This window comes from Oceanicella sp., from assembly GCF_056449545.1.
Genome location: NZ_JBWOMN010000045.1, coordinates 1 through 5,996 on the forward strand (window position 1 = coordinate 1; position 5,996 = coordinate 5,996).

At 73.6% G+C, this 5,996-nt stretch carries 7 protein-coding genes; all 7 read right to left on the bottom strand.

All coding sequences use genetic code 11. The annotated features are described in order from the left end of the window. Window positions 1–983 (bottom strand): DUF3422 family protein (locus AC1HC7_RS06690; RefSeq protein ID WP_479498822.1); only part of this gene is annotated, 983 nt, incomplete at its 3' end. Window positions 984–991: 8 nt separating this feature from the next. Then, window positions 992–2,137, bottom strand: a complete 1,146-nt coding sequence (locus AC1HC7_RS06695; RefSeq protein WP_479495250.1) for a pyridoxal phosphate-dependent aminotransferase — start codon at window positions 2,135–2,137, stop codon at window positions 992–994. A gap of 313 nt (window positions 2,138–2,450) precedes the next feature. Continuing rightward, entirely contained in the window at window positions 2,451–3,296 is an 846-nt protein-coding gene (locus AC1HC7_RS06700; protein ID WP_479495251.1) for an HTD2 family dehydratase, read from the bottom strand. A 5-nt stretch (window positions 3,297–3,301) separates the two neighbouring features. Continuing rightward, window positions 3,302–3,442, bottom strand: coding sequence for a hypothetical protein (locus tag AC1HC7_RS06705; RefSeq protein ID WP_479495252.1), 141 nt, complete (start codon window positions 3,440–3,442; stop codon window positions 3,302–3,304). Between the two features lie 95 nt (window positions 3,443–3,537). Beyond that, window positions 3,538–5,112 carry a cobyric acid synthase gene (locus AC1HC7_RS06710; protein WP_479495253.1) on the bottom strand — a complete coding sequence of 525 codons (1,575 nt, stop codon included), beginning with the start codon at window positions 5,110–5,112 and terminating at the stop codon, window positions 3,538–3,540. A gap of 4 nt (window positions 5,113–5,116) precedes the next feature. Then, window positions 5,117–5,623 (bottom strand): bifunctional adenosylcobinamide kinase/adenosylcobinamide-phosphate guanylyltransferase, encoded by a 507-nt coding sequence (cobU, locus tag AC1HC7_RS06715; RefSeq protein WP_479495254.1) that lies wholly within the window; start codon window positions 5,621–5,623, stop codon window positions 5,117–5,119. Then, window positions 5,605–5,996, bottom strand: a 392-nt coding sequence (locus AC1HC7_RS06720; protein WP_479498823.1) for a histidine phosphatase family protein, incomplete at its 5' end; no start/stop codon positions are given. The genes AC1HC7_RS06720 and cobU, both read right to left, overlap by 19 nt.

Genomic DNA, 5,996 nt, shown 5'->3' on the forward strand with positions numbered 1-5,996 from the left:
TCCTCCATGCGCCGCTCCGCCGCGCGGCAGGTGCGCATCGCCGGGTGGTAGCGGCGCTGCATGAAATCGCCGAAGGTCTGGCGGCCGCGCAGGCGGCGTTCGCGCAGGGCCTCGATGCGTTCGCCGACGATCGCGGCGTAGGCGCGCGCCGCCCCGAAGCGGAAGGCGGCGTCCGCGGCCATGGTCTCGATTTCCGTGGACAGGCCGGTCAGTTGGTCGAGGGTTTCGCGCGCCCCGGCCTCGCCGGCGTTGGTGGCGCGCATCAGGTCGGTCAGCGCGCGGTCGATTTCCGCCAGCCGGCGCGCGGCGCGGCGCGCCACCGGCAGGGTCAGCATGGAGACGGATTTGTAGGTTTCGATTTCCAGCAGCCGCTGCACGATGCGCCCGAGGCGGCGCGGCCCGATATCCGGGCGGGCGAGGATCAGGAAACGCGAGGCGCCGTCGGGGTGGATGCGAAAGTCGCTCATCGCCGCGGCGGCGCCGTCGACGACCCGCGCGGCGGCGATGCTGTCGCGGGCGAAATGGCTTTCCCATGCGGCGGGGGGCGGGGCCTCGGGGTCGGCGGCGGGGGCGAGGCATTCGACGCGCAGCTGCACGGCGGCGATGACCGCGCCCGGGGCCTCGGCCAGCCAGTCGGCCGGGAACAGGGCGAAATCGGCGCCGTCGAATGGGGCGGCGGCGTCGCCCTCGACGAACAGGGTGTAGGTGACGAATTCGGCGTGGCGTTCCCATTTCAGCGTGGCGCGGCCCAGCGGCCCGGAATAGTGGTCCGCCTCGGGCGCCGGGTGGGCCCCGCCATGGCGGTCGATCAGGGCGCGCAGATGGGCGCGGTCGACCTCGGGGTCGCGTTCGGCGGCGTTGCGCGGCGGCTTGAAGGCGATATGCACGGCGCGGCAGGGGGCGGGCAGTTCCGGGAACGGGCGGGCATGCAGTTCATTGGCCAGCGCCAGGCGTCTGGGGTGCTGGTTGGGCAGGGGCGCCATGGCCCCGGTCACCGCGCTGCGCGGGCGTCGGCCAGCGCGCCGGGCAGGGCGGCGGCGAGCGCGTCGAGATCGGCGGGCGTGCCGGCGGAGATGCGGATGCAGCGGTTCTGCGGGGCGACGAAGGGCATGCGCACGAAGATGTCGCGGGCCGCCAGGGCGGACAGCACCCGGCGGGCGAGGGCGGCGTCATCGCCGGCGTTTCCCCGGCGCCCGGCCCCGCAGTCGATGGCGACGAAATTCGCCGCCGAGGGCAGGGCGGCGAGGCCGTTTTCGGCGGCGATGGCGGCGATGCGGGCGCGGGCGGTCGCAGCCTGGTCCTGCACATGGGCCAGCCAGTCATGATCGCCCAGCGCCGCCAGCGCCCCGGCCTGCGCCACCCGGTTGACGCCGAAATGGTTGCGGATCTTGTTGAAGGCGTCGATCATCCCGGCCTCGCCGATGGCGTAGCCGATGCGCGCCCCGGCCATGCCGTGGGCCTTGGAGAAGGTGCGCATGCGGATCACCCGCTTGTCGGTGACGTCGAGCGGCGGCGCGACCCCTGCGGGGGCGAATTCCACATAGGCCTCGTCAAGGCAGAGCAGCGCCCCCGGGGGCATGGCCCCGATCAGCGCCTGCACGGCGTCGGCGTCGTGCCAGGTGCCCATGGGGTTGTCGGGATTGGCGAAATAGACCAGCGCGGCGTTTTCGCGGCGGGCGGCGTCGGCGAGCGCCGCGGGGTCCTCGCGGTCGTCGCGATAGGGGACCTTGACCAGGCGCCCGCCATAGCCGGCCACGTGGTAGTTGAAGGTGGGATAGGCGCCGTCGGAGGTGACGACGCTGACGCCCCTCTCCACCAGCAGGCGGCACAGATAGCCCAGCAGCCCGTCGATGCCTTCGCCGATCATGATGTTTTCGGGGGCGATTTCGTGGTGCGCGGCAAGCGCGGCGCGCAGGTCGTGGTTTTCGGAATCGCCGTATTTCCAGACCTCGCGGGCCGCGTCGGCCATGGCGGCGATGGCGGCGGGGGAGGGGCCGAACACGCTTTCATTGGCCCCGATGCGCACCGCGAACGGGCGGTTGCGGGCGCGCTCCTGAGCCTCGGGGCCGACGAAGGGCACCGTCGAGGGCAGCGAGGCGGCGAGCGGCGTGCAATGGGGGCCGGAGGCAGAGGTCATGGCGGTCCTGAGCGGTTTCATTGTCTGCGGGCGGCGCGCGGGCGCGCGGGGCGCCAGCCTAGCCGCCCGTCCCGCGCGGTCAATGGCCGGGCGCGGGTTTTTGCGCCGGGCGGGGCTGCGGACTCGGCAATTCGGGCGGCGCGGCGGCGCCACTGGCGATCACCTTGCTTGCGCCGCCCGGGCCGGCGGCGTCACCAGGCGCGGCGTTGCGGGCGGCGCCCCCTCGACCCCCCCGCGACACCCGACATGGGGCGGGCCGCGCCGCGGCTGAGGGCGGGGCGGGCGCGGGGGGCGGCGGGGCGGCTGGCGTCGGTCAGGAAAAAACCGCTTCGGCGCTCATGGCCAGGCGGTTGTCGGCGTTGAGCACCCAGAGATCGGCCTTGTCGCCGAAAGGACGGCCGCAGAGCCGGAAGGTCTCGCCGCGGAACACCGGCGAGACGGCGCGGAATTCGAACGCGCGCATGGCGCGCCCGGCGTTGTCGCGCGCCAGGTCCGCCAGCAGCTGGGCCAGCAGCGGGCCATGCACCACCAGATCGCGATAGCCCTCGACGTCGCGCGCGTGCTCGAGGTCGTAATGGATCTTGTGGCTGTTATAGGTCAGCGCCGAGTAGCGGAACAGCAGGGTGGACTCGGCGGACATCTCGCGCGACCAGACCGGCCGGTCATCCTTGATCGGCGGCCTGGGGCGCGGCGGATCGTCGGCGCGAGGCATCTCGCGATAGACGATGTTCTGCTGTTCGCGAACGGCGAGGCCGCCGCCCGCCGAGATTTCATGGCGGATGGTGACGAAGGACAGCGGCCCGGCGCCGCCCTGCTTCAGCGCCACGTTCTGCACCGCCGAGACCTTTTGCGCCGCGTCGCCAAGGCGCAGCGGCGCGTAGAATTCCAGTCGCCCGCCAGCCCACATGCGCCGCGGCAGCCCGGTGTCGGGGATGAAGCCGCCGGTGGCCACATGCCCGTCATGGCCAAGATCGGCGCCGCGGCTGCGTTCGCGAAAATAGACGAAATGCCATAGCGGCGCCAGCGCGTCGCCGGGCCCGGGCGCCGGGCCGGGGCGGTCGAGCGCGTCATGCAGCGCGGCGGCTTGCCAGGGGGTCATCGGGTCGGTCATGTCGCGGGGCATGCCGCCGCTGTCGGGCAGGGGGCGGGGGGCGTTCATGGCGTTCAGAACCGTTTCGGCCCGGCGGCGTCGGTGGCGGCGAACAGCGCCTTCCTGTCCGCGACCGCGGCGGCGTCGGCCAACAGGCGCATGATCATGGCGGCGTCGCGCATGGCGGCGGTGGGCATGGCGAACGGGATTTTCATGTAATGGCCTCGGCTGTCTGGCGATCGGACAAAACGCATGGGGTCGGGACTCGGGCTGAAACGGCAGGGGATTTGACGCGCTCGGCGCGAAAACCTCAAGGGCGGATCGGCGATTTCGCGCGCGCGGGCGGGTTTTCGCCGGTGCGGCGGGCCTCTGCCGCGATCCTGAGAAGAGCCTCGATGTCGAGATGCCGCTCAAGGTGGTCCGCGAGGCCGTCCAGCGTCGAGTCGACCTGCGCGGCGTAGGCGAAGGCGCCGTTGGCGCCGTGGGCGCCGGGATCGGCGTTGCGGGCGGCGCGCGCAAGGAACGCGTTTCGAAATTCGTCCTGCGCGAACATGCCGTGCAGGTAGCTGCCCTGCACCAGTCCGTCGGAGGATCGCGCGCCTTCGTCGCGGGGCCCGTCCGGCGCGTCCAGGGCGAAGAGCGGCCGGGCGCGGTCGGGCCCCTCGGTGGCGCCGATGTGGATTTCGTAGCCCGCGAGCGGCGCGCCGGAGGCGAGGTCGCGCCCGGCGACCCGGGCCAGCCGTTTTCGCGGGCTCATCACCGTGTCCACGTCGAGCAGACCCAGCCCGGGATCGACGCCGGGCGGGCCTTCGACGCCGTCCGGGTCGGCGACGCTTCGCCCGAGCATCTGGTAGCCGCCGCAGATGCCCAGCACCCGGCCGCCGCGGCGATGATGGGCGAACAGGTCGATGTCCCAGCCCTGGGCGCGCAGGAAGGCGAGATCGCCGCGGGTGGATTTGGTCCCGGGCAGGATCGCCAGATCCGCGTCGCCGGGCAGCGGGCGCCCCGGGGGGATCATTTCGAGCGCAACGCCGGGGGTCATCTTCAGCGGGTCGAGATCGTCGAAATTGGCGATGCGCGACAGCAGCGGGCAGACGATTTTCATCGGTTTGCCCGGGGGGCCGGGGGGGGGCGGGCGGGTCGGGAGGCCGCAGGCGTCCTCGGCGGGCAGTTTCGCGGCGTCGGCGAACCACGGGACCACGCCGAGCGCCGGCCAGCCGGTGCGCGCGGCGATCATCGCCAGCCCGTCGTCGAACAGCGCCGGATCGCCGCGGAACTTGTTGATGACAAAGCCCCGGATCATCGCCGCGTCGCCCGCGTCCAGCACCGCCTGCGTGCCGACGATCTGGGCGATCACCCCGCCCCGGTCGATGTCGCCCAGCAGCGCCACCGGCACATTCGCGGCGCGCGCGAACCCCATGTTGGCGATGTCGCCGGCGCGCAGGTTGACCTCGGCCGGGCTGCCGGCGCCCTCGACCAGCACCAGATCCGCCTCGCGGCGCAGGATTTCGAAGCTTTCGAGCACCGCCGCCAGCAGGGTCGGCTTCAGCGCCAGGTAGTCGCGCGCCGAGGCCCGGGTCAGGCGTTGGCCGCGCAGCACCACCTGGGCGCCGCGATCGGTCTCGGGCTTCAGCAGCACCGGGTTCATGTGCACCGAGGGCGCGACCCCGGCGGCCAGCGCCTGCAGCGCCTGGGCGCGGCCGATCTCGCCGCCGTCGGCGGTGACGGCGGCGTTGTTGGACATGTTCTGCGGCTTGAAGGGGCGCACCCGCAGCCCGCCCCGCGCGAACAGCCGCGCCAGCCCGGCGACGAGCGCCGACTTGCCCACATTCGACCCGCAGCCCTGGATCATCAGGGCCATGCCCCGGGGAGGATCGTCGCCCATCGCCTCAGCCCTTCAGGACCAGCGGCAGCCCGGCGGCGACGAATTCGACCCGCTGGGCCGCGGCGGCGAGGCGCTGGTTGAGCCGCCCCTGTTCGTCGCGAAACGCCCGCCCCAGCGCGGTCATGGGCGCGAGCCCCATGCCGAGTTCGTTGGAGACGAAGATCACCGCCCCGGGCAGGCCGGGCAGCGCCGCGATCAGGTTTTCGGTCTCGGCCCCGGGGTCGCGCCCGGCGGCCATCAGGTTGCTCAGCCACAGGGTCAGGCAGTCGACCAGCGTCGCGCCGCCGGGGGCGGCGACGAGCGCCTCCGTCAGATCCAGCGGCGCCTCGACCAGCGTCCAGCGCGCGCCGCGCTCGGCGCGGTGCCGGGCGATGCGCGCGGTCATCTCGGCGTCCCGCGCCTCGGCGGTGGCGACGAAGACCAGCGGCCCGGGGCGGGCCTCGGCCAGCGCCAGCGCCCGCGCGCTCTTGCCCGAGCGGGCGCCCCCGAGAATCAGCGTGACGCGCGCCATGCCGCCGCCTCCGGGCTCAGGTCCAGGGGGGTCGCATAGGGCACGGGCCGCGCGAAGACGGCGTCGAAATCCAGCCCCTCCAGCAGCATCCGCGCGGCCCGGATCGGCCCGGCGTGGCAGATGACCAGCGTGTCGGGGCCGATGCCGGCCAGCGCCCGCGCGACCCGGTCGTGCAGGGCCTGAAAGCTGTCGCCGCCGGGGGCGGCGTTGGCCCAGGGATCGGCCAGCCAGGCCTCGGTGTCGGCGCGCGGCAGGTCGCGCCAGCGTTTTCCCTCCCAGTCCCCGAAATCGTATTCCCGCAGCAGCGGCTCCAGTTCCGCCGTCAGCCCGTCGCGCGCCGCCAGCGCCTGCGCCAGCGCCCGGCAGCGGCGCG

Excerpts from the sequence above, each read along its gene's own strand:
- AC1HC7_RS06695 (WP_479495250.1), bottom strand. The coding sequence starts at position 2,137 with ATGACCTCTGCCTCCGGCCCCCATTGCACGCCGCTCGCCGCCTCGCTG.
- AC1HC7_RS06700 (WP_479495251.1), bottom strand. The coding sequence starts at position 3,296 with ATGAACGCCCCCCGCCCCCTGCCCGACAGCGGCGGCATGCCCCGCGAC.
- AC1HC7_RS06705 (WP_479495252.1), bottom strand. The coding sequence starts at position 3,442 with ATGAAAATCCCGTTCGCCATGCCCACCGCCGCCATGCGCGACGCCGCC.
- AC1HC7_RS06710 (WP_479495253.1), bottom strand. The coding sequence starts at position 5,112 with ATGGGCGACGATCCTCCCCGGGGCATGGCCCTGATGATCCAGGGCTGC.
- cobU (WP_479495254.1), bottom strand. The coding sequence starts at position 5,623 with ATGGCGCGCGTCACGCTGATTCTCGGGGGCGCCCGCTCGGGCAAGAGC.